Origin of the sequence: Dryocola clanedunensis (assembly GCF_038405435.1) — a bacterium.
In the GTDB taxonomy this organism is placed as follows: domain Bacteria; phylum Pseudomonadota; class Gammaproteobacteria; order Enterobacterales; family Enterobacteriaceae; genus Dryocola; species Dryocola clanedunensis_A.
Window position 1 is genome coordinate 1 of record NZ_JBBYHZ010000076.1, and the last position, 746, is coordinate 746.

Sequence of the window (746 nt, forward strand, 5' to 3'; positions counted from 1 at the left end):
CGGCTACCCGCTGTTCAACGACTCCAGTTCCGCCCGCGGCCTGATGCAGCAGGTCGGCCAGCGCATCGGTCCAGACGCCGAACTGGGCCTGGTCGCCTGGAAAGAGCAGAATCTGCTGATGGCCGACCGGGACGCCGCCACCTTCGGTTTCAACCGACGCTGGGACCGGCAGTTGGTCGATGGTGTCGCCTGGCAGGCGGCCCAGCCGCAGCAGCGCTGGCTGCTGGTGCAGGAAGACGCGCTGCTGGCCTGCGTGGACCGCACCAGCGCCGAACTGGCCGGGGTTGCCAACCGTCGCCGTTGGTGGTTGGTGAGGCCGGGCGATATCCATGGGCCCTGCGTGGCCAGCGCCGAAGAGCAGGAGCGCGAACGCGCGCTGCACCGGATCGATGGCGATGAGTGAGGTCTGCACTGCTGGCGGCCTGCCCGGGCGGGAACCGCAGGACCGTGGGCGCCGGTCGCGTCCAGTGCAGTCACGGGCCTGCGTGCCGGCGTGTGGCGATCGAGGTTGGCAATGATGTTTTCCCGTGGATCCGAGCCGGCCACGCCTGTTTCCCTGCCGCCGCTGCAGGGGCGTGCCGGCGTGGCGCACTGGATCGCCACCGTGGGCCTGTTCTGCATGCCCGCCCTGGTGCTGACCCTGCCGCAGAACCTGCTGCCGTACGGCATCCTTCTGCTGCTGAGCACGCTGCTGGCGCCGGACTACCTGTGGCGCGCGCGTGGCCTGGCCGGGCGGCCGGTGAAAG

Annotated in this window: 2 protein-coding genes; both read left to right on the forward strand. The window is 70.4% G+C overall.

The features are described from left to right. Positions 1-403, forward strand: a 403-nt coding sequence (locus AAE045_RS23460; RefSeq protein WP_455549717.1) for a hypothetical protein, incomplete at its 5' end; no start/stop codon positions are given. A 111-nt stretch (positions 404-514) separates the two neighbouring features. After that, positions 515-746: hypothetical protein (locus AAE045_RS23465; RefSeq protein WP_455549718.1), on the forward strand; the 232-nt coding region annotated here is incomplete at its 3' end.